Annotated in this window: 16 protein-coding genes; 4 read left to right on the top strand and 12 right to left on the bottom strand. The window is 71.5% G+C overall.

The window, feature by feature from the left end:
* Positions 1 to 20: 20 nt before the first annotated feature.
* Positions 21 to 1928, top strand: a complete 1908-nt coding sequence (locus GWK61_RS19305; protein ID WP_194909980.1) for a phosphodiester glycosidase family protein — start codon at positions 21 to 23, stop codon at positions 1926 to 1928.
* Between the two features lie 194 nt (positions 1929 to 2122).
* On the opposite strand, the gene GWK61_RS19300 is transcribed toward GWK61_RS19305, so the two are convergent.
* The 8 genes from GWK61_RS19300 to GWK61_RS19265 all read right to left on the bottom strand — a co-directional run bounded on the left by GWK61_RS19300 (position 2123) and on the right by GWK61_RS19265 (position 12737).
* A complete protein-coding gene (locus tag GWK61_RS19300; RefSeq protein WP_194909969.1) occupies positions 2123 to 2680 on the bottom strand; it encodes a COG4315 family predicted lipoprotein in 558 nt (185 codons plus the stop codon).
* 123 nt (positions 2681 to 2803) lie between these two features.
* Positions 2804 to 3853 carry an FHA domain-containing protein gene (locus GWK61_RS19295; RefSeq protein ID WP_194909966.1) on the bottom strand — a complete coding sequence of 350 codons (1050 nt, stop codon included), beginning with the start codon at positions 3851 to 3853 and terminating at the stop codon, positions 2804 to 2806.
* A gap of 84 nt (positions 3854 to 3937) precedes the next feature.
* Complete coding sequence (locus GWK61_RS19290; RefSeq protein ID WP_194909964.1) at positions 3938 to 5275, bottom strand: vWA domain-containing protein; 1338 nt, start codon at positions 5273 to 5275, stop codon at positions 3938 to 3940.
* Positions 5272 to 6504 carry a PP2C family protein-serine/threonine phosphatase gene (locus GWK61_RS19285; protein ID WP_194909963.1) on the bottom strand — a complete coding sequence of 411 codons (1233 nt, stop codon included), beginning with the start codon at positions 6502 to 6504 and terminating at the stop codon, positions 5272 to 5274. The genes GWK61_RS19290 and GWK61_RS19285 overlap by 4 nt, the downstream gene beginning before the upstream one ends.
* Positions 6501 to 8795 (bottom strand): serine/threonine-protein kinase, encoded by a 2295-nt coding sequence (locus GWK61_RS59615; protein ID WP_194909961.1) that lies wholly within the window; start codon positions 8793 to 8795, stop codon positions 6501 to 6503. Before GWK61_RS59615 ends, GWK61_RS19285 begins: the two co-directional genes overlap by 4 nt.
* A gap of 110 nt (positions 8796 to 8905) precedes the next feature.
* Positions 8906 to 10141 (bottom strand): hypothetical protein, encoded by a 1236-nt coding sequence (locus tag GWK61_RS19275; RefSeq protein WP_194909954.1) that lies wholly within the window; start codon positions 10139 to 10141, stop codon positions 8906 to 8908.
* 60 nt (positions 10142 to 10201) lie between these two features.
* The gene (locus tag GWK61_RS19270) at positions 10202 to 11293 is read right to left on the bottom strand and encodes a glutamate ABC transporter substrate-binding protein (RefSeq protein ID WP_194909952.1); all 1092 of its coding nucleotides are present in this window, start codon (positions 11291 to 11293) and stop codon (positions 10202 to 10204) included.
* A gap of 10 nt (positions 11294 to 11303) precedes the next feature.
* Positions 11304 to 12737, bottom strand: coding sequence for a GlnX family signal transduction membrane protein (locus tag GWK61_RS19265; protein WP_194909950.1), 1434 nt, complete (start codon positions 12735 to 12737; stop codon positions 11304 to 11306).
* A 166-nt stretch (positions 12738 to 12903) separates the two neighbouring features.
* Here GWK61_RS19265 and GWK61_RS19260 point away from each other — a divergent pair, with 166 nt between their 5' ends.
* The 3 genes from GWK61_RS19260 (at position 12904) to GWK61_RS19250 (ending at position 17075) form a co-directional block, all read left to right on the top strand.
* A complete protein-coding gene (locus tag GWK61_RS19260) occupies positions 12904 to 14157 on the top strand; it encodes a L,D-transpeptidase (RefSeq protein ID WP_194909948.1) in 1254 nt (417 codons plus the stop codon).
* 98 nt (positions 14158 to 14255) lie between these two features.
* A complete protein-coding gene (locus GWK61_RS19255) occupies positions 14256 to 16154 on the top strand; it encodes a glycoside hydrolase family 15 protein (protein WP_194909946.1) in 1899 nt (632 codons plus the stop codon).
* A 213-nt stretch (positions 16155 to 16367) separates the two neighbouring features.
* Positions 16368 to 17075: an HAD family hydrolase gene (locus GWK61_RS19250; RefSeq protein WP_194909944.1), complete on the top strand. Its 708-nt coding sequence runs from the start codon at positions 16368 to 16370 to the stop codon at positions 17073 to 17075.
* Positions 17076 to 17199: 124 nt separating this feature from the next.
* On the opposite strand, the gene GWK61_RS19245 is transcribed toward GWK61_RS19250, so the two are convergent.
* From GWK61_RS19245 to GWK61_RS19230, 4 genes are all read right to left on the bottom strand, one after another.
* Entirely contained in the window at positions 17200 to 18144 is a 945-nt protein-coding gene (locus tag GWK61_RS19245) for a hypothetical protein (RefSeq protein ID WP_194909942.1), read from the bottom strand.
* Between the two features lie 123 nt (positions 18145 to 18267).
* Positions 18268 to 19353 carry an ABC transporter ATP-binding protein gene (locus tag GWK61_RS19240; protein ID WP_194909941.1) on the bottom strand — a complete coding sequence of 362 codons (1086 nt, stop codon included), beginning with the start codon at positions 19351 to 19353 and terminating at the stop codon, positions 18268 to 18270.
* A gap of 40 nt (positions 19354 to 19393) precedes the next feature.
* Positions 19394 to 20281 (bottom strand): carbohydrate ABC transporter permease, encoded by an 888-nt coding sequence (locus GWK61_RS19235; protein WP_194909939.1) that lies wholly within the window; start codon positions 20279 to 20281, stop codon positions 19394 to 19396.
* The coding region (locus GWK61_RS19230; protein WP_228562564.1) for an ABC transporter permease subunit at positions 20278 to 21645 on the bottom strand (1368 nt) is incomplete at its 5' end. The genes GWK61_RS19235 and GWK61_RS19230, both read right to left, overlap by 4 nt.

Genomic DNA, 21645 nt, shown 5'->3' with positions numbered 1-21645 from the left:
CCGGACTGAGAGGATCGTGGATGACACCGGCACCGACGGGAAGGACCGGCGACGGCTATCCGGGACGCGGGGTTCCTCCGCGGCCGGACCGGCCGCAGGGACCGCCCCGCAGCCGTGATGTACCGCGGCCCCGGCCCCCGCAGGACCCGCGCCAGGGGCCCGCAGCGGAGCCGCGGACGCCGTGGGACGACCACTCCAACCCTCAGGCTCCTCAGGCCCCTCAAGCTCCCCAGTACCCACAGCGCCCGCAGGGCCGTGATCCGCGAGCCGGTCAGCAGCGCGATCCGCGCGACCCGAGTCAGCAGCGCGATCCCCGCGCCCCGCGTGACCCCCGCGATCCGAGCCAGCAGCCGCGCCAGGACTACCAGCAGGGCGGCTACCAGCAGTCCGGCTATCCGCCCCAGGCGGGGCGTCCGCAGGCCGGCTACGCGCAGCAGCCGCCGAGCTACCAGCAGAGCCCGAGCTTCCAGCGCGTGGACCGCGCGACGCAGGAGATGCGGACCGCCGAGGAAACCCACGTCCCGCGCGGCACTCGGCGCCGGGTCCCTCAAAACCCTGAGGATCTGCGGCCGGCCGGAGTCCCTGGCCCGCGACCGCAGGCCAACGGCTACTCCCAGGGCCCGGACCAGGACGAGTTCTCCTCCAGCTTCCAGGAGGGCTTCGCCGGCTACGACGGCGGCGAGGATCCCGAGCACCACGGCCCGGACGGCCCGGACGCCCTGGACGCCCTGGACGCCGAGCACGGCGGCCGCGGCCGCCGCCGTGCGGGCAGCCGCCGCAAGGACCGGCTCTCCCCGGCCCAGCGCCGCCGCCGAAAGATAGTCTTCCGCAGCATCGCGGCGGTGCTGGCCGTGTTCGCGTTCATGACCAGCTACTCGCTCTACGGCGCGCTGAGCGCCCCGGGCAACATGAGCAACCAGGCGCGGGTGGCCGAGTGGGCCCGCGGGCACGCCATGGGCTGGGCCGTGACCTGGATGGAGAACCAGCAGTACCAGAACAACAAGCCCAAGACCGGCGGCACGCTGTCCCCGCAGCAGCTGGCCGATCTGGCCCCGCCCTCGGCGACGCCGACGCTGGCCAAGAACGAGCACGTGCTGCCCCCGATGAAGCCGTTCGTGCCGAACCCGGCGCCCGGCGAGGGCGACTGGTCCCCCGCGGTCGTGGTCAACGGCGTCCCGGTGATCCAGACCGCGAAGCTGCGCTCGGACCCCCAGCACCTGGAGTACCTGTCGGCGGTGTCGTGGATGGACCAGAAGCACGCCAGCTTCGTCCTGCACCCCGGCTCCCAGCAGCCCGGCACGGCCGGCTACAACCAGACCGACCACCTGGCCGGCGACCAGCTCAAGAACCTGATCGCGACCTGGAACGGCGCGTTCCTGATGAACCCGAACGACGCGCACGGCGGCTTCTACCTCAACGGCAAGACCTTCGGCACGCTGGTGCCCGGCCAGGCCTCCGAGGTGTTCTACAAGGACGGCACGATGAACGTCGGGTCCTGGAACTCCGGCCCCGGCCTGCAGATGGACCCGAACGTGGTCGGCGTCCGGCAGAACCTGCAGCTGCTGGTGGACAACGGCCAGGTCAACCCGAGCGTGGACAGCGACGACAAGAAGCTGTGGGGCGTGACGGTGAAGAACGCCTACTTCGTGTGGCGCTCCGGGATCGGCGTCACCGCCGACGGCAACGTGGTCTACGCGATCGGCCCGGCCCTGTCCGTGCGCACGCTCGCCGAGCTGTTGCAGCGGGCCGGCGCGGTGCGCGGCATGGAGCTGGACATCAACCAGGAGTGGGTGTCCTACATGACCTACGCCGCGAACCCGAACAGCACGGGGAATCCGACCTCGACGAAACTGCTGGAGTTCGCCCGGACCGGGCAGCGCTATTTCTCCACCGAGGAACGCGATTTCGTGGCCGTATACAGTCGTTAACCGAAAGCTCGCTCGCTCTCTGACTCCCCTCTCGCTACCGTGGTTCGGGTAGCGAGAGGGGAGCGCTGTTTTTCATGAACGGGACCGTTTTCGGCATCATCCTGATCGTGCTCGCGGGGGCCGGAGGGGCCGCACTGTGGGTGGACACCGTCCGTAAGCGCGACAAGTGACAGCACCGACAGCACACTGACAGCTCAGTAGTGGTAACCGCCGCCGCCACTGCCACCGGAAGTGGCGGGACCGGACGGGCTGGACGGCATCGCGGTGCCCGGGCCGGCCCCGGTCGCCAGGGCGGGGGTGGCGGCGTACCACGTGCCGCCGCTGCCCTCGCCGTTCGCCTGTCCGGCGGCGCTGTCACCGGTGAACTCGTACAGCGGGTGACCGTTGTAGACCACCTGGCCGCTCACCACGGTCAGCGTGCCCTTAGCGGTGGTGGCCTCGGTCGGACTGGCCGCGGTCAGCGCCGGCCAGGTCGCGGCGCAACCGCCGGTGCACGTCGGCTTGCCGCCGGCGGTGTCCGGGGTGAAGTAGTAGAGCGTGTGGCCGTCCGGTGCGGTGAGCACCGTGGTCTGCGTCCCGTTGACTGCGGCAGAACCGCTGTTCACCGTGGTGCCGGAGGTGCCGGAGGTGCTCGACGACGGACTGCTGCTCTTTCCCGAGGAGGAGGAACAGGCCGCCGCCAGCGCGAGCAGCGCCACCGCCGACAGGGCCCCGGCGACCCGGGCGGTGGGAGGGAATCCCGGCTTGGACATCTTTCGTGCCACCTTTCGGCTCCGCGGAGGCCTTTGACCTCCACTGATGGCACGTACCGGGGGCCGTCGCGGTTCGGCCGGGTTCCCTCCCGCTCGTCGCGGGCGCCGCTGTCAGGCGAGCTGTCAGGCGAGCTGGATCAGCGTCAGCGTCGTCCACACCCCGACATGGATGCGATACCCGGCCTCGACCGGGAAGGCCTGGTTCGCCGGGATCGGGGCGGTGTCGTCGTTGAGCACCGTGCCGTTCATCGACCCCAGGTCCACCACCTGCCAGCCGCCGTCGGGGCGGTGCTGGAACACCGCGTGCAGGTGCGAGACGCCGGGGTCGGTGGGCGGGCCGGTGAGGTCGATGTCGACGTTCCCGCGCTTGCCCGAGCGGCCGATGCGCACCGTGTCGCCCTTGAGCTCGAACTGGCGGTCCGGGCAGTACGGCGGGAACGGGTAGGCGTTGGCGTCGATCTCGCCCTCGGCGACCACCGCGTCGTAGTACGCGCGGTCGGCGCTGGCGATGGCGATCCACTGGACCGCGGTCACGGCGCCGCCCGGGTCGGAGGTGACGGTCTGGGCCAGCGGATCGGAGTCCGGACCGACCTGCGAGCCCTGATTCGCCGGGCCGCCCTGGCTGCCCTGACCGTTCTGGCCGCCTTGGCTACCCTGACCGACCTGTCCGGTCGAACCGGTCCGCCCGCTGCCGCTGCCCGGATCGGTCAGCGTGCCCTGATTCACGCCGTTCGCGAAGCCCTGCACGACCGGGCCGCTCGGGCCACCCTGACCGATCTGGCCGATCTGGCCGCCCTGCCCACCCTGCCCGCCGGTCCGCGCCGCCGCCTCGCGAGCCGCCTCCTCGGCCGCCCGCTGGGCCTTCTCGGCCTTGCGCAGCTCGGCCTCGATGTCCAGCTCTGGCTCGTCGATCGTGTCGCTGTTCTGTTCCTCGTCGAACGGGAACCCGCAGCCCTCGCAGAACGTGTCGCCGTCCTGCCGGGGCATCAGGCACTTCGGGCACGGCTCGCCGGCCGCGCCGTAGGACGGCGCGGACGGCGAGCCGTGGCCCGCCGGCCCGCCGGCCGGGGCCGAGTTCCCGGGCGCCGCCAGCGGCGCGCCCATCGACAGGCCGCACTCGTCGCAGTAGTCGGTCGCGACCGACTGGTGTCCGTCCGGACACGTGGCCATCATCGTCCACCCGCCTCAACGCCGGCCGCGGCAGCCCGCCGCGGATTCCGCACCCTCGCCATGCTCATTGCCTACCCCCCGCAGGTGTCAGTTCCGCTTGGCCCGCACGGTCTTCGTGGAGACCACGTCGAGCTCCATCGCGTCGCCCTTGTCCACCTTGGCCTTGGCCCGCACCTTGGAGGTGGCCGGGTCGACCTCGGTGACCTTGCGCAGCATCTTGACGGTGTCCTCGTGCCCGGACTCCACCGCCAGGTCCATGGCCCGGCCCAGGCGCGCGGTGGCGGTGTCCAGGTCGCCGGCGGCCTGGGCGTCCAGGCCCTCCTGGATGGCCGCGGCCATCTCGGCCTGGCCGGTGTAGTGCGCGACCCGGCCGTTGATGCGCGTGGACAGGTCGGTGTCCTCGGTCCACACCGCGCGGATCTTGCCCTCGCCCAGCATCGTGGCGCCGCCGGCGTCCTTGGCCACCAGCTGCACCCGGCCGGCCAGCTTCTCCTGGCCGATGTTGCCCGGCTCGACCTCGACGCAGATGTGGTACTCGCGGTTCTCCGCGCCCCAGGCGCCGGTCGGGTAGTCGCCGGTCAGCGGGTTGTCGCCGGGCACGCGCATCCCCGTCAGGTCGGCCAGGTTCGGGCTGACCTGCTTGACGTAGCGGATCGCGGCGCCCTTGGGGGCCCACAGCCGCAGCGCGACGTCGGCGACCTCCTTGCCCATGGAGTTCACGGTCATCTCGCGGAAGTCCTCGGCCAGCCGGGCCGGGTCGCGGACGATGCCCACGGTGCCCAGCAGCGCCTCGGCGATCTTGCGCAGCTCCTTGGGCTCCCAGTCCTCGCCGATGCCGCGGCAGTCGGCGGTGAAGTTACCGATGCTCGCCTGGATCGCGCGCGCCAGGTCGGCCGGGGTCTCCGACTCGTCCTTGCCGTCGGTGAGCAGGATCGCGTGCTTGATCGCGTGCGGGTGGGTGTCGAAGATCCGGCCGGCCTGGGCCAGCCAGCGGCCCATCGCGGTGCCGCCGTTGGCGTGCAGGCGCCCGACGGCCTCCTTGGCCGCCGCGCGGCTCTGGTAGTCGGCCCGCAGCAGCTGCCCGCCGGTCGGGTACACCACGCGCGCGCCCTCGGTGCCGGCGACCACCGCGAAGAAGGCGCCGTCGGTCAGGGTGTCGATGGCGACCTTGGTGGCCTCCTTGGCGGCCATCATCTTGGTGCGCGGGTAGTCCATGGACCCCGAGCAGTCGATGATGATGACCTCGACGTTGTCGTTGTTCGAGCCCCTGGCGATCGAAGCCGGGACGCCGCCCGCCGCCGGGCCCGGCGCGCCGCCGACCGCGGCGGTCGCGGTGAGCGTCACCACCGCGTGCACCTCGCGCACCCCGGCGGCCAGGTACTCGTTCTGGTTGATCTCGAAAGCGAAGTCTGGGTACTGGCTCATGGCTGCTGACTTGCTCCTGTCTGGCCGGCACCCTCCGCGGGCGCCTGAACGGGATAGGGGACGAGCACGGCGGTGATGTTGTCGTGGCCCCCGGAGTCGAGGGCCTTCCGGACGAGCCGGGCGGCCGCGTCGAACGGGTCCGTCAGGGCTGCGGGCAGGGCGAGGGCGGCCAGGTCCGCGGCCTTCTCCACGTAGTTCCACAGGCCGTCGCTGCACACCAGGACGACGCCGGGGCCGTCCGGGGTGAAGCGCGCCAGGTGCGGTTCGGGGGCGCCGGAGTCGGCGCCGAGCCAGGCCTCGATGGCGTGCGAGCCCTCGGCGGCGTCGTCCCGGGTCAGCGCGCGGGAGGTGCCGCGCTCGTCGAGCCAGTAGGCCCGGCTGTCGCCGAGCCAGGCCACGGTGACCTCCTCGCCGACGATCGCCGAGACGTAGGTGCAGGCCGGCGGGTTGCCGTGGTCGGCGTCGCGGGCCAGGTCGGAGACCGCGCGGTCGGCGTCGGCGACCGCGTGCCGGGAGATCAGGCCCAGGTCGGCGGGGCCGATGGCGACCGGTGCGCCGGCCGCCCCGGCGGCGCCGGCGACGCCGTCGGGCTCCGTCTCGATCTCGGGCTGGAGCTGCATCACCGCGGTCTCGACCGGATCGACGTGCGCCGGCGCAGGTTCCGGCACGCGCTCGGCGACCGGCTCCGGGGTCCCGGCCGCGATCGCGGTCAGCAGCAGCTTCGCCGCCGCCGCGACGGCCGCGGCCGAGGCCTCGTCGGGCCGCTCCGAGGTGGACACCCCGTCGCAGACCACGGCGACGACCAGGTTCCGGCCGTCCAGCCCGACCGCCGGGCGCAGCGCCATCGAGTCCTCGTTGCGGTGGTGGCGCAGGCCCCGGTCGCTGATCCCGGCCACCACGCCGAGGTTCACCTCCATCCGGTCGCGCCGGCGCGGCTGCAGGTCCCCGCAGTCGGTGCAGTAGCCCTCGGCGTCGATCTCGGTGCCGCCGCAGGACACGCACGGCTTGGGATCCTGGAACTCCGAGGGCTCCTCCTCGCCGGTGACCGGCTCGTCGACCCCGTAGCCGCAGGCCTCGCAGAACCGGGCGCCCTGCTCCATCACCAGGTCGGTGGCCCCGCAGTTCGGACACGTCAGCTGTAGCGGCATCTGATGATCCGCCTCCTGTCCGGCCTCGGCGGTCATGGTGATCACGGCGGCCCCGGCGGCCCCAGTGGTCTCGACGGTCATATCAGGGTCCTGGGCCGCACCGCGTTGGCCTGGTCGACCAGCTCGATCCGCTTGCCGCGGTCGGTGGACAGCCGGGCCAGCGAGCGGTAGACGTGCTCCATGCCCAGGCGCAGCGAGCGCTCGTCGACCTCGCGGTCGATCAGCTTCTGGCCGGGGCGCAGGTCGTTCGGCTTCTGCACGGTCAGCCGCGCGCCCGCGGTGGTGAACACGTCCAGCGCCAGCCAGTTCGCGTGCTCGGAGTCCAGCCGGGTGGCCAGCCACGCGTAGCGGGCGTCGATGTCGGCCAGGTCGGCGCCGGACAGGTCCCGGTCGCGGTCCACCAGCAGGGCCCGCAGCGCGGCCTCGGCGGCGGCGGTGTGGTGGGTCGAGGTCTGCGGCACGGCGCCGAAGGCACGCACCGCCGCGTCCCGCTGCCCGGTGCGCAGCAGCGCGCGGGCCAGACCGAACGCGGCGCTGACGTACCCGGGGTCGGTGCGCCAGACCATGTCGTAGTAGCGGCTCGCGGTCGCGGAGTCGTTCAGGTGCTCCGCGCAGGCAGCCAGCGCCAGCTTCGGCGCCGGCTCGCCGGGCAGCGCGTCGTAGACCGCGGTGAACATCCGCGCGGCGTCGGCGAGCATGCCGGAGGCCAGCAGGATCAGGCCGCGGTACCAGAAGGTGCGCCAGTCGCCGCCGTTGGCGTTCTCGAACTCGTCCAGGAGCCGGATCGCCGTGCTGAAGTCGACCGCGGCCGTGGCCACCAGCACCAGCCGCAGCTGGATCTCCTGGGAGTCGGCCAGCAGCGGTGAGTTCTCCAGGGCGAAGCGCTGCTCGACCAGGTCCGCGGCGCCCAGACCGACCAGGAACTGCGCACCGGGGTCGTCGCGGTCCACCAGCGGGACCGGCAGCGCCCGCACCACCTCGAGCACCCCCGGGATCTCCGCGGTGGTGCTCGGCACCCGCACCTCGGGTCCGAACATCACCGAGGCGCCGGGGTGCGGCTTGTCCTCCTCCAGCGACAGCACCTCACGCAGCACCGCGGTCAGCTGCTGGGCCATCTGGTAGGCGGACCCGAACCGCATCTCCGGGTCCCGGTCCGTGGCCCGCTGCAGCAGCTTGTAGAACGACTCGTGCCGGGCGAACAGCGGCACGTCGCTCGGCGCGGGCAGGCCGTCCAGATAGGTGGTCTGGTAGGCCCGGGAGTCCAGGCTGGTCAGCACGGCCAGGGTGCGGCCGACGGTGTACAGGTCGGACTCGACCGACGGCCCCTCGTCGGCGATCTCCGGGGCCTGGTACCCCTTGGTGCCGTAGATCGCGGAGTCCTCGTCGTCCATCCGGATCACGCCGCCCATGTCGATGAGCTTGAGCTGCTCCTCGGACTGGATGATGTTGTCCGGCTTGAAGTCGTTGTAGACCAGGCCCAGGCTGTGCAGGTAGCCGAAGGCCGGCAGGATCTCGATCGCGTAGGCGATGGCCTGCGCCACCGGCAGCGGGCCGGTCTGCCCGGCCGGGTCGCGGTAGTCGGAGCGGATCTGCTTCAGCGAGCTGCCGCCGACGTACTCCATGACGATGTACCCGACCGGCGCGCCGGTGACGGCGTCCGGGTGCTGCACGAAGTTCAGGATCTGCACGATCGAGGGGTGGTTCACCTCGGCCAGGAACCGGCGCTCGGCGGCCGCGGCGGCCATCGCGTCGGCGTCCCCGGAGTCCAGCAGGCCCTTGAGCACCACCCAGCGCTCCGAGACGTTCTCGTCCTTGGCCAGGTAGATCCAGCCCAGGCCGCCGTGCGCGATGCAGCCGAGCACCGCGTACTGCCCGACCTTGTCGCCGGCCTTCAGCTTGGGCTCGAAGGAGAACGCGGTCCGGCACTTGCGGCAGAAGCCCTCGGTGCGGCCCGGGTTCCCGTCCCGGCCCCGGCCGACCGGCGCCGAGCAGTTGGAGCAGTACCGCTTCCCCTCCGGCACCTGCGGGTTGACCATGATCTCGGTCATCGGGTCCTTGGACGGGACCGGCGGCACCTCGATCAGCCCGGCGCCCAGGTTGCCGCGGCGCGACCGGCCGGTGCTGCCGCCCCGGGAGCCGCGGGTGCGGCTGGACACCGAGGTGGAGTTGCGGCTGGAGGCCGAGGTGCCGGTGGAGCGCGTGGCGCTGGTGCGCGAGGACGTCGCGGTCGCGGTGCGCGTCGAGGCGTGTCCGGCTCCGACGCGCGGCGTGCCCTGCTGCGCCGCCGCCGGAGCGGCGGCGGTGCCGCAGGTGTCGCAGTAGCCGTCGGCGTCGATGGTCCCGTCGCAGCCCGGCTCAAGACAGGCGGTCACTGGTCTTTCCCTCTCCCCTGTAAAACCCTTGTGGAGCCCTGTGTGAATCCTCGGTGGGCCTGGTCCCCCGCCTCAGCCCGATCAGCTCTCGTCATCAGTGGACACCAGACCTATGACATGCTCGGCAGCGCGGCGCCGACCGCTGCCTGGTAGTGGCGGACCGCGGCCTCGGCACCGGCCAGGTCGCACGGCGCGGACCACAGCAGGTCCCGCGCCAGCGCGTGCGCGGCGGCCAGCGCCGGGCTCTCGGAGATCCCGTGCCGGGCGGCGCGCGCCCGGTAGGCCTCCAGCAGCCCCCGCAGTTCGTCCCGGCGGTCCAGCGGAGCCCGGATCTGCCCGACCCGCTTCTGCGCGTTCTCCAGGATCACGCGGCTGTTCTTCTCCAGTGCCGACAGGTTCCGGCCGAGCAACGTCCAGGACTGTCCGGAACGTTCCCGCTGGAGGTCGGCGACCTTGGTGCGCAGGTGCTCGGCAGCCTCCGAGGCCGGCGGCAGCTTCGCCCTGGCGATCTTCTCCCGCACCTCGCCGCGGATCCGTTCGGCCTCGGCCTCGGCCCGGGCGATCAGCACGATGACGTCCTGCACCCCGGCCAGCCGCTGGTCGAACTCCTCGCGGGCGGCCAGCGCCTGCTCCAGTTCGGTCTGCACGCCGGCCAGGTCGGCGAGCAGGCGCGCCACCCGGGCCGGGGTGGCGGCCCCGCCGCCGGCCGCGGTGCCGAGCGGGTCGGACAGCGCCCGGCGCCGCAGGTCCGAGGTCTGGGCCTCGATCCCGGCCAGCCGGTGGAAGACCGGATCGGCGCTGACTCCCACCCGGTCGGCGGCGGCGCGCGCGGCGCGGGCCTTGGCCTGGAGCTCGTCCAGCGGCTCCAGCAGCCGGTTCCACGCGTTCTCGGCGTCGACCGCGACCTTCTTGACCAGGTCGTAGGTCCGGGTCATGGACTCCACGGCCTCGTCCAGGGTGAGCAGGTCCTGGGTGCTGGCCGGATCCAGCAGCCCGCGCCGCTCGAACGGCACGGCCTGCCGGGGCAGGGCCACCGAGCGGCCGGTGAGCAGATCGGCCATGGCCGCCAGCTCCCGGTCGCCCAGCCGGGTCTTGGGGCCGCCGCGCATCAACACGACCCGGTCCAGCACCTGCTGGTACGCCTCGAACACGGTCCACAGCCCGGCCAGCTCGGCCGAGGCCTGCGCCCAGGCCTGCGCCGTGGCGCCGGTCAGCTGGGCGCCGTCCAGCAGCCGCCGGCCCGGGTGGTCGTCCAGTTCCAGCAGGCCCGCCGACACCCCCGAGCGCTCCTGGGCGCGGCGGTCGATCGCGGCGTCGATCGCCTGCCGGGTCCACATGGTCGTCACGGTCGTGCTCTTGCTCCCCCCATGCCCGTCTGACTGGAATCCCCTGCCCGTCCCATCAGCTCAGCTACCCAGAGGATAGTGCTGGGGAATCTGCGGGAGGGATGTGGGATGGGAACCCAAATCATTTGCAAACAGTGAGCGCCAGCCGTTCGGACCGGAGTCCTGGATCAGGTTCGCCAGGGCGGCGTTCACGAACGGGGTCAGATCGTTCGTGCCGCTGTCCGGATGGTTCGTGACGATGCCGTATGGCTGTTCTTCCTCGGGCGGAGCGGTGGTCATCTTGACGTGTGGATCCTGGCTCTCCATGCCCCGCAGGAGGGCGTCGTCGGTGTAGATCGCGCCGACCAGACCTTGTTGCAGGTCTGCGAGGCAGTCCAGGGCGTTCGGGGCGGCGAAAGTACCCGCCTTGCCCAGCACCTGCTCGATCTGGGCCGCCGACGTGGACTTGAGCGTCGCGCACACCTTCACCTGGGAGCCGTCGGCGGTCTTGACACCCTTCAGGCCGGCCAGGGACGCGGACTGGGCCTTGCCGTCGTCGCCGAGCGGCATCAGGAGCTTCAGCTCCGCGGTGTAGTAGGGGTTGGAGAAGTTCATCGGCGTCGGGCTCTGCATCCGCGCGCAGGTGATCGTCGTGGTCTGCACGACCAGGTCGACGTTGCCGGCGTGCAGCTGCGCGTACTCACCGGTCTTGGGGTCCCCGAGGGTGACCACGCGGAACTGGATGTGGCCGTCGGAGCCGAAGATGGCGCGCGCCATCGCCCGGGCGATGTCGACGTCGAAGCCCTGAGGGTTGTTGTCGTGCTTCGGGTCGTAGCCGAACAGCTCGGTGTTCAGGTCGATGCCGGCGATCAGGAACCCGCGCTTGCGGATCTTGTCCAGGGTGCCGCCCGGCGCCACCTGGTCGTTCGGGCCCGGCAGCGGGTTCACGGTCGCGGCGGTGGCCTCCGGCCCGCAGGGCTTCGGCGTGAACGGCGCGGCGCTGGGGACGCCGCCCGGGCCGATGCCCTGCCCGGCCCGGGGCACCATGACGCTGCCCGAGGCACCCTTGCTCGACGAAGTGCTGCACGCGGCCGTGAGTCCGACCGCCGCGACGGCCGCCGCGGCCGCCCATGTCCGGACCCTGATGGTCCGCTTTCCGTCCGTCCCGGTCATCCCCGCCCCCTCAGTGGTATTCCGCGATCCGGCGGCCCAGCCCCCGGACCACCGCCGCCGCCATCGCCAAAGCCAGTACCCCGAGCCCGATCTCCAGTCCGGCCAGCGCGCCCGCGCCGTCGGAGGCCTCGGCCTGGAAGGAGGCCTCGGCGTGCTTGATGGCCTGGTCCAGGTCGCCCTGGAGCGCGGTGAACGACGCCGCGGCGCTGGGCTTCGGCGCGACGAAGTCGTGCTGGCCCAGCGCAGAGTCCACCGCCTTCTGGTACTGGTTCTGCGCGTCCGAGGCCCGCAGGGCCTGGTGCTGGGTGTGCCAGGCGCTCTCGTCGGACGCCGCGAGGCCCGCCAGCTTCCGGCCGTCCTCGTCGGTCGCGAGCCGGGAGGCGTTCTGCAGCTCGGTGGCCAGCGCCTCCTCGGTGCCCGGGACGTGCGAGCCGTCCGCGGCGGTCACGCCCGCGTAGTCGGTCTCCTTGTCGTCCGCGGTGCCCCGGCCGACCAGCGTCAGCATCTCGTCGGTGCGCGCCTGCAGGGACAGGATGCGGGCCGTGGCCAGCGCGCTCACCTGATCCGAGCCGCGGGTCCTGGCGTCGTTCTCATGGCTGTTCTGCACCGTCATGTCGACCCCGGCCCAGGCGAAGGACACCACCAGCGCGGCCGTGGCGCCGAGCAGGCCGACGTTGAACAGCCGGTTCGTCCGCCGCGACTCGCGCGTCTGCACCAGCACGAGAGCCGCCAGCATCAGGACGCCGGCCGCGATCATCAGTACCGGGAACTGCGTGGCCGTGCTCTCCGCCGAGGCCAGGTTCTTCGCCTCGGTGTCGGTGAGCGCCTGGGCCCACGGCAGGATCCCGGTCGGCGGGCTGCCCGCCGGGCCGGCGGTGCCCTGCATCAGGTTCGAGGCCTGAAGCAGGTACCGGAATCCGACCGGGTAGCCGAGCAGGTTGTTCGCCGCCGCGGTGGCGTTCAGCTTGACGTACTGCGGCAGCTGCGTGGCGATCTCGTTGAGCGCCTTCATCGCCGCGGTGTCGCCGCCGGCCTCGGCGGTCGCCGTCAGCAGCGCGCCCTGCGCCTTCTGCAGGTCCGTGTTGTACGTGTTCAGCAAGTCGACCGGCGCCTCGCCGACGTGCAGGTACATGGTGGTCGAGGTGGCGTCGGCGTCCGAGAGGCTGTGGTAGAGCACTTCAGCCTGCTGGATCATGACGCCGCTGTGCGACTTGGCGTCGTCGGCCCCGTCGGCGCGCACCTGGACCCCGATGATCCCGACCGCACCGAACACCAGCGCCCCGGCGGCCAGCGCGGTGCGGATCCGCCCCAGTCTGCGATCCGTGCGCTGCCCCGCCGTCTTGGCCGGTCCGTTCGGCCCGTTCGGCCCGCCCGGCCCGGCCGGTGCCGGGCCCGCCTGTGTGGCCAGGACCTGGGTCGGCGCATGAGGTGTGGCGATCGTCATCCAGGAGCCCCCTTTGGATCTGTAGCGTGTTTCGAGCCCGCCCGACGAGCCCCTGCTTTGCCTTCTCCTGTGCATCTGCTCCGGTTAAGGAAAACCTAACGGTTCACCAGCAGGCTGCGGTGCCATTGGTATCAGCCAGTTATAGGATCGAGCACGGGAGGCGATTATGCGCAGACTGCACAAGCTGGCCGTCGCGGTGGCCGTCGCAGGGCTGACCGCCGCTTGTGGCGGGGGCGGGAACTCGGCGAAGACGGCGACGGTGGCTCCGGTGGCGAACGGATCGTCGCCCTCGTCATCAGCGGCTTCGGGCAGTAGCCCGTCACAGAGCTCTGGGTCGAGCGCCCCGTCGAGCTCGGCCCCGGCCAACACCTCCCCGGCACTCGTGGTGATCAAACCCGCGGCGAACTCCTCCGACGTGGACCCCTCGTCGCAGATCTCGGTGAGTGTTGCCAACGGGAAGCTGACGTCGGTCACCGCGCAGCTGTCCGGCGGCAACGCCGTGGACGGCACCCTGGACTCCTCGGGCGCCTCGTGGACGTCGGCGAACCCGGTCGGGATCGGCCACACCTACAAGGTCACCGCGGTCGCGGTCGGCGAGGACGGCAAGCAGCAGACCACGACCTCGCAGTTCACGACCGGCACCCCGGACAACACCTATGCGGGCACTTACACACCGGACCCCAACACGACGTACGGCATCGCGCAGCCGGTGTCCATAACGTTCGACAAGCCGATCACAGACCGGGCCGCGGTGGAGAAGCAGCTGACGGTGACCACCAGCCCGCCGGTCGCAGGCTCCTGGCACTGGTTCGGCTCGCAGCGCGTGGACTACCGCCCGCCGTGGTACTGGGCGCCGGGGACCAAGGTGACGCTGCACATGCGCCTGGACGGCGTGAAGAGCGGCAGCCTGTACGGCAGGCAGAACCGGGACGTCACCTTCACCGTCGGCCGGGCCCTGACCGCGACGATGGACGCCAACACGCATCGGATGACGGTGACCACCGGCGGCAAGACCACGACGCTGCTCACCAGCTCCGGCAAGCCCGGCTTCGAGACCTGGAACGGCACGATGGTGGTCCTGGAGAAGGACCAGGACATCAGCATGAACTCCTCGACCGTCGGCATCTTCGGGGTGAACGCGTACGACATCCCGGACGTGTACTGGGACGTGCGGCTGACGCCCTCGGGGACGTTCGTGCACGCCGCGCCCTGGAACGTCGGCAAGTTCGGCAACGTCAACGGCAGCCACGGCTGCATCGGCATGTCGACCTCGGACGCGCAGTGGTTCTTCACCCAGGTGATCCCCGGCGACCCGGTGACGGTCGTGAACTCCAAGGACACCGTGCGTGCCGACAACGGCTTCGGCGACTGGAACCTGAGCTGGAGCCAGTGGATCGCCGGGAGCGCGCTGCCGCACTGAGCTCGCCGGCACTGCGGTCCCTGCCCTGAAAACCACCGCTCCGAGCCCCGCCGTGGAACGTGTCCAAGGCGGGGCGCGCGGGAATGTAGGGTCTGCGCATGACCTCGACCACGCTCCCCTACCCCGCGATCGACGACCACGGTCTGATCGGTGACCTGCGGACTTGCGCGCTGGTGGCCGGCGACGGCACCGTGGACTGGTTCTGTCCGGGACGGTTCGACGCGCCGAGCGTGTTCGGCGCGGTGCTGGACCGCGAGCGGGGCGGGGCGTTCCGGATCTGGGTCGAGGGCGCGACGTCGAGCCAGTCCTACGTGCCGCGCAGCGCGGTGCTGGTGACGCGGTTCGAGACCGCCGACGGCAGCGTCGGCGAGGTCGTCGACTTCATGGTGCCGGACGAGGCCCGGGACGCGCAGACCCCGGCCGAGACGGTCCTGTACCGGATCGTGCGCGCGGTGGCCGGGGACGTCCAGTTCTCCGTGAACTGCCTGCCGCGCTTCGACTACGCGCGCTCCGTCGGCGACCGGGTCCGGCTGCTGCAGCGCGGCGCCACGCAGGCCGTGGTCTTCTCCAGCCTGGACCGCACGGTGAGCCTGCTGTCGTCGGCGCCGCTGGCCCTCGCCGACGACTCCGGCGCCGCGGTCGCCGAGGTCCTGCTCGGCCCCGGCGAGGCCGCGGCGTTCGTACTGGCCACCGACCTCGACGAGCCGGACGACTGGCAGCCCGACGTCGCGGCCGATGTGGAGCGCGCCCTGGAGGAGGCGCTCATCTTCTGGCACGGCTGGCTCGCGCGCAGCACCTACCGCGGCCGCTGGGCCGACACCGTGCACCGCTCGGCGATCACCCTCAAGCTGCTGACGTACGCGCCGACCGGCGCCTTCCTGGCGGCGGCCACGACCGCGCTGCCGGAGGAGATCGGCGGCGCGCGCAACTGGGACTACCGCTACACCTGGGTCCGCGACGGCTCCTTCTCCGCCCGCGCACTGTCCGACCTCGGTTTCCAGGAAGAGGCCGAGGCCTTCGCGCGCTGGGTCACCGACCGCCTGGCCGAGGGCCCGAACCCGCTGGGCGAACCGCTGGACATCATGTACCGCGTGGACGGCACCACGGACCTCGTCGAGGAGGAGCTGCCGCACTGGGAGGGCTACCGCGGCTCCTCGCCGGTCCGCATCGGCAACGGCGCGGTCGAGCAGCTCCAGCTCGACATCTACGGCGAGCTCCTCTACTCGCTGGCCGACACCGACCACCTGCACGGCCCCGAGGGGCAGGCCGCGGTCGGCAAGCTGCTGGACTGGCTGGTCGAGCACTGGGCCCGGCCGGACGAGGGCATCTGGGAGACCCGCGGCGGCCGGCGCGACTTCACCTACAGCCGGCTGATGTGCTGGGCCGCCTTCGAGTACGGCCTGCGCATCGCGCCGACGCATGAGAACGCCGGCATGTGGGCCGTGATGGCGCACTCGATCGCCGGCGAGATCCGCACCCGGGGCTGGGACGAGACTCAGCAGGCTTACGTGCAGAGCTACGGCGACGGCGCGCTGGACGCCTCGATCCTGTTCATGCCGGTCGTCGGCTTCACGTCCGCCGACGACGAGCGCTGGCGCACCACGCTGTCCGCGATCGAGCGCGGCCTGGTCCACGACGGCCTGTGCCACCGCTACCACCTCGGCGAGTTCAGCGACGGCATGGAGGGCGACGAGGCGAGCTTCGACCTGTGCACGATGCTCTACTACACGGCACTGGCCCGCAGCGGCGCGGTCGAGCAGGCGCAGAAGCTGTTCCAGGACTTCCTCGACCACGCCGGGCCCACCGGCCTGTTCGCCGAGGAGCTGACGCCGGACGGCCAGCAGTTGGGGAACTACCCGCAGGCGTTCACGCATCTCGGGGTGATCTGGGTGGCGCTGGCTCTGGACGCCGCCCTGGACGCCGCCGCCGATCGCGCGGCGGCCGACCGGGTCGGTGTCGATCGTGCCGGCGCCGCCGATGCCGTCGCGGCACGTTAGGCCCGGCGAAGCACGGGCATCCGGTCCCCGGAAACCCGTTCACGCCACCCCTACGCCGTAACCCGTTGGCATGACTTTCCGATAGCGGAGCCACCTAACTCAAAGACTTTCTCTACAATCGCGATCGTCACTGCCATCGCCGTCCCTCGGGCACTGCTTGGAATGGGGAGCTGTCTGACGCTGACGCAGCGTCCCGTGAGAGGAAGCCTGAGCATGCACATCCCGGGCATGTCACGCACCATCGACGCGGTCGTCTTCGACGTCGGGGAGACGCTCGTGGACGAGAGCATCGAGTACCACAACTGGGCCGACTGGCTGGGCGTCCCGCGCCACACCTTCTCGGCCGTCTTCGGCGCCGTCATCGCCGCGGGCCGGCCGCACCTGGAGGCCTTCGAGTACTTCCGGCCGGGCTTCGACCTCGCCGCCGAGCGCCGGGCGCGGACCCTCGCGGGCCGCCCCGAGGGCTACGGCGAGCGCGATCTGTACCCGGACGCGCGCCCCACCCTGGCCGCCCTGAAGGAGGCCGGCTATCTGGTCCTGATAGCCGCGAACCAGACCACGGCGTCCCACCGCATCCTGGAGTCGCTCGACCTGCCGGTGCACCTGGTGACCACCTCCGGCATGTGGGGCGACCTGGAGAAACCCGATCCCGCGTTCTTCGCCAAGGTCGTCGAAGTCTGCGACACCGTCTCGCGCGCCGAGGGACGCGGCCCGCTGCGCGGCGCCGGAAGCGTCCTGTACGTCGGCGACCGCCTCGACAACGACCTGCGCCCGGCCTGGGGCGCGGGACTGCGCACCGCCTTCATCCGCCGCGGCCCCTGGGGCACCGTCCACGGGGACGACCCCGATCTGGTGGCCAAGACGGACTTCTATCTCACCGGCCTGGACCAACTGCCGGGGATGCTCGCCGACGAAGTCTGACCCCGGGCCCTGGCGCCGCGATCCACGCCGATCGCGGCGCCGGGGCCCGGCCGTCATCGAAGAATCATCGCAAGGCTCTGTCTCACAGCCGCAGCATCGCTGCTCCTTCCCCCCGGAAGATCTGTCATTCGAACTCGGCAGCCCGCAGGCGCACCGAGACCTGTTGCCGGGGCCGCGGTGCGGCCTCCAGCCCGACCCCGCCGACCACGCACAGGGCGACCACGCCGATGACGGGTACCAGCCACCCGTCGTTCGGCGCGCCCGGAACCTGGTCGCCGAGCAGCGGCGCGAGCGCCGCCCCGGTCGCCAGACCCCCGGCGGCCGCCAGGATCGACAGCGGCAGCGTAACGGCGGGACCCAGCAGCCGGCCCCCTGTTTCAGAAAGACCTAGGACTCGAAGCAGCAGAGCACTGTCATGGGCCGCCCTCCGGCTCCCGGCCGTCGTCTGCACGAGGCACAGCACACCGAATCCGACCGTCAGCAGCTCGGCCATGCGCAGCACGGCGTGCGCGGCGGAGGTGCGGCCGTCGGCGTATCCGGCGGCCGAAACCTGCGCGTAGGAGCCGAACGGGAAGGAGGGCCGGACCCCGGGCGACGAACACAGGGCTTTGACATCCGGGTGTCCGGTGATCCACACCGCGTCCGGCTGCAGCGCCTTGGCGCCCATCCGGTCGGCGGGCAGCACGACGTATCCGGGCCCGTATTCACCGGCGATCACCGACGCGGTCGGCAGATCCGCGGCGGCGGCCTCGGCGGCGATCCCGGCCGGCAGCGACACCTCGGCGCCGTGGTCGAGCACGATCGTCGCGGGATCGGGGATCGCCTCGACGCGCGCGGCGAACGTCGCAGCGGCGGTGGCCACCACCAGACCCGCCAGCGGCGCGGCCGGCACCCGGACCCGGCGTCCGGCCAGCGCGGCGGCGACGAAGGACAGCGTCCCGCGCCGCCGCCGGGCCGCCGTGATCGGCACCGACCACAGCAATGGGACGGCTCGCACCACCGCCACCGCCGCCCCGAGCATGCCGCGCTGGTACACGGCCCGACGAAGCAGGAGGCGGGGTGCGGTCACGCAGGTTAGAACGGGCTGCGGTTCGTGCGGCGTTGCGGGTGTTACCGAACGGTGATCAAGACAGGGCGCTTATCTGTTGAGTCGGCCCACCGAGCCGACAACTACCGGCCCTCGCGCGCCCCCTCAATCCGGCAACCGAGCCCCGCTCCCCGCATCGAACAAGTGCAGCGCCGCCCCGGACCGCACCCCGAGAACCACGCTCTCGCCCTTCGCCGGCACCGGTCCTCCGCCGTGCCGGATCACGAGATCGCTCTCCTCGCCGTCGACCACCGTCCGAGCCGTCACGAGGTAGTCGCGGCCGGTGTCCCGGACCAGCACCGCGGTCGCGCGGACACCGTCCGCCTCGGCCCCGATCGACAGGTCCTCCGGCCGGATCCCGATCACCACCCGGCTGCCGGTCAGCGCCGAGGCCTGCGCCGAGCTCAGCCCCACCGCGAGGCCGCCGAGCCGCGCCACGCCGTCGGCGGCGACCGCCGTCACCAGGTTCATGCCCGGCTCGCCGAGGAACTGGGCCACTGCGATGGTCGCCGGCCTGCTGAAGACCTCCGTCGGCGTGCCCACCTGCTGCACCCGGCCGCTGTCCAGGACCGCGATCCGGTCCGCGATCGACCAGGCGTCCACCGAGCTGCACGTCGCGTACAGCGTGGTGATCCCCAGCTCGCGCTGCAAGGCCGCGATCGGCGACCGGCCGCGCATCATCAGCGGGACGCCCGATCCGGCCAGCGGCTCGTCCAGGCAGACCACGTCCGGACGGCGGACGATCGCGCGGGCCATGGTCGTGCGCTGGCGGACGTCGTAGCCCACCGAGTCCGGTTTGCTGTTCAGGTGGTCCGCGACGCCGCAGAGCTCCGCGACCTGCTGCACCCGCGCCGCCGCCGACTTCACCGAGTTCTTGCGCATCGTCAGCGGCAGCGCGATGTTCTCGCGGATGGTCTGGTTCGGGAACAGCGCGAAGCCCTGGAAGATCATCGAGACGCCGCGCTTGTCCGGCGCGGTGCGCCCGATGTCCTTGCCACCGATCAGCACGCTGCCGCGGTCCATCGGCTCCAGCCCCGCGAGCATGCGCAGCAGAGTGCTCTTGCCGCTGCCGGAGGGGCCGGTGAGGACGAGGAGCTCGCCGTCGCGGACGTCCATGCTGACGCCGTCGACGGCGGGCCGCCACGCCCCGTGGAACACCCTCGTGGCGTCGAGGAAACGGACGTCCGCCACGGTCGCGCGCTCTCCTATTTTCTTTCGTCGCCTGGTGTCGCTAGCCCTTGACCGAGCCGGCCATGAGTCCTTGGACGAAGTATCTCTGGAAAGCGAAGAACACGACGAGCGGTACCGACAGCGACAGGAACGCGCCCGGCGCCAGGATGTCGATGTTGCTGCCGAACTGGCGCATGTTGGACTGCAGCGCCACGGTCAGCGGCTGCGTCTTCGCGTTCGAGAAGACCAGCGCCACCAGCAGGTCGTTCCACACCCACAGGAACTGGAAGATGGCCAGCGAGGCGATGGCCGGCAGGCCCAGCGGCACGATCACCTTGCGGAAGATCGTCCACTCGCTGCCGCCCTCCATGCGGGTGGCCTCCAGCAGCTCGCGCGGGATCGCCGCGAAGAAGTTGCGCAGGAGGTAGATGGCGAACGGCAGGCCGAACCCGACGTGGAACATCACCACGCCGAGGATCGTGCCGAACAGGTGGAGGTTGCGGTACAGCGCGGCCACCGGCAGCAGCGCCACCTGGATCGGCACCACCATCAGCCCCACCACCACCACGAACAGCCAGTCCCGGCCGCGGAAGTCGATCCAGGCGAAGGCGTACGCGGCCAGCGCGCCGAGGAACACCACCAGCACCGTGGCCGGCACGGTGATCATCACCGTGTTCCACAGCGACTGGATGATGCCCTTGTTGGCGAACAGGTTCGTGTAGTCCTTGAAGGTGATCTGCGCCGGGTGCGTGAACACCGTCCACCAGCCGCTGCTGCTGATGTCGGAGGCCTTGCGCAGGGAGCTGATGAACAGCCCCAGCGTCGGGATCAGCCAGACGACGCCGACGGCCAGCACGATGAGGTACACCGCACCGCCGCTGAGGCGCTTGGCGATGCGGGTGCCGACCGGGACCTGGCCGGGCACTGCGACGGGACGCGTGACGCTCATCGCCCCTCCTTCCTCTCGTTACGCAGCCGACGGATGTTGAAGTACATGGCCGGCAGCACCAGCACGTACAGGAACACCCCGATCGCGCTGCCCAGACCCTGGTCCGCACCGCCGCCGAAGGACACGTTCCACATCTGCACGGCGAGCACGTTCGCGTTGGGCAGCGTGGAGCCCGGCGCGATGACGTAGACCAGGTCGAAGACTTTCAGGACATTGATGATCTGGGTGACCATCACCACCAACAGCACCGGCGCCAGCAGCGGCACCGTGATGCGCCAGAACACCTGTCTGTCGTTGGCTCCGTCGACCCGTGCGGCTTCCTGCAGCTCCCGGGGTATCGAGGCCAGTCCGGCGGCGATCAACACCATCGCGAACCCGGCCCAGATCCACAGATACGAGGCGATGATCGCCGGTGTCACCAGAGACGGGCCCAGCCACTGGATCCCTCGATACGGCTCCGCGAAGTTGCTGCCCGGCAGCTCCAGCCGATAGGTGCCGCCGGGTTTCAGGCCCTTGATGGTGAAGGTGCCGTCGTTGTGGGCCGAGGCCGATCCGGCGGTCTTCCCGGTCGCGGCGTCGACCGCCTTGACCGAGACCCCGGGCATGCCCTTCTTCCCGGCGTCGATGTGGTTCGGCGTCCCGCCGCCGCCGTAGATGAGGTCCAGCCAGACGGTGCCCTCGATCTGGTCCGGGGCCGGCTCGGCGGCGGGCGCCGCGGCCTGCGCCGCCTTGCCCGGCAGGCCCGCGGCCTGGATCCCGACCAGCGGCAGCGGCGCGACGGTGCCGGCCTGGAAGGTCTGCACCGAGGTGAACGACCCGGCCGTGCCCGGCTTGGCGGAAGTCGGCCGCGGGTGCGCGCCGGGGTACTTCGAGGACGGCGCGAAGGTGTCGTGCACGCCCACCGCCACGGCGTTGGCCACGCCCTGGTTCGGGTCCTGCTGGTAGACCAGCTCGAAGATCACGCCGGCCGCCAGGAACGAGATCGCCATCGGCATGAAGATGACCGCCTTGAACGCGGTCGACCAGCGGATCTTCTCGGCCATCAGGGCGAACATCAGGCCCAGCGCGCAGGCCACGGTCGGTGCGCAGACCACCCAGATGACGTTGTTCTTCAGCGCGGTGAGCGTCGCGGAGTCGGTGAACAGCGTGTGGTAGTTGTGCAGCCCGACCCACTTGGAGCCGTCGGCGTTGTGCAGGCTCAGCCAGACCGAGTCGACGGCCGGCCAGATGATGATCGCGGCCAGCACGATCGCGGCCGGGATCAGGAAGCCGAAGCGGACTCGGACCGGGATTCGCAGAGGGCTGCGACCGTGGCCGGCCAGGGGGTGCGGCGTGCGCGGCCCCGGGTGGGAGGGGTTCTGGGG

This window comes from Catenulispora rubra (genome assembly GCF_015356825.1).
Lineage (GTDB): Bacteria > Actinomycetota > Actinomycetes > Streptomycetales > Catenulisporaceae > Catenulispora > Catenulispora rubra.
The sequence above is the reverse complement of the archived record's forward strand: the minus strand, read 5'-3'. Positions and strand labels throughout refer to the sequence as shown.